Consider the following 293-nt stretch of genomic DNA (forward strand, 5'->3'; position numbering starts at 1 on the left):
TGTGGGCGACCAATGGAGTGATCTCCAAGGAAACTCTTCTGGAAACCGAACTTTTAAGATCCCAAATCCAATGTATTTTGTTCCATAGTGTATTTTTGGAAATCTTGTTTATTCTAGCCAATGTAAATGTAACGTTTCATGTTGAAAGCTACAATGAAGAAGTTTGTCATGTGATGAACAATTAGGAATTAGATTTCATGTTTGATATTAAATATATCATATTAGGGCTGACCGTGAGAAGGTCGAACGACTTCTTCTCAAATACATGCTTTAATCTTTGGGTTCAATTTCTT

At 34.5% G+C, this 293-nt stretch carries 1 protein-coding gene; it reads left to right on the forward strand.

The features are described from left to right. Position 1: 1 nt before the first annotated feature. Positions 2-88, forward strand: coding sequence for an HAD family acid phosphatase (locus AABA86_RS34680; protein ID WP_445083506.1), 87 nt, complete (start codon positions 2-4; stop codon positions 86-88). Positions 89-293 lie beyond the last annotated feature (205 nt).

The organism is Bradyrhizobium sp. TM233, from assembly GCF_036247965.1.
Classification (GTDB): domain Bacteria; phylum Pseudomonadota; class Alphaproteobacteria; order Rhizobiales; family Xanthobacteraceae; genus Bradyrhizobium; species Bradyrhizobium ottawaense.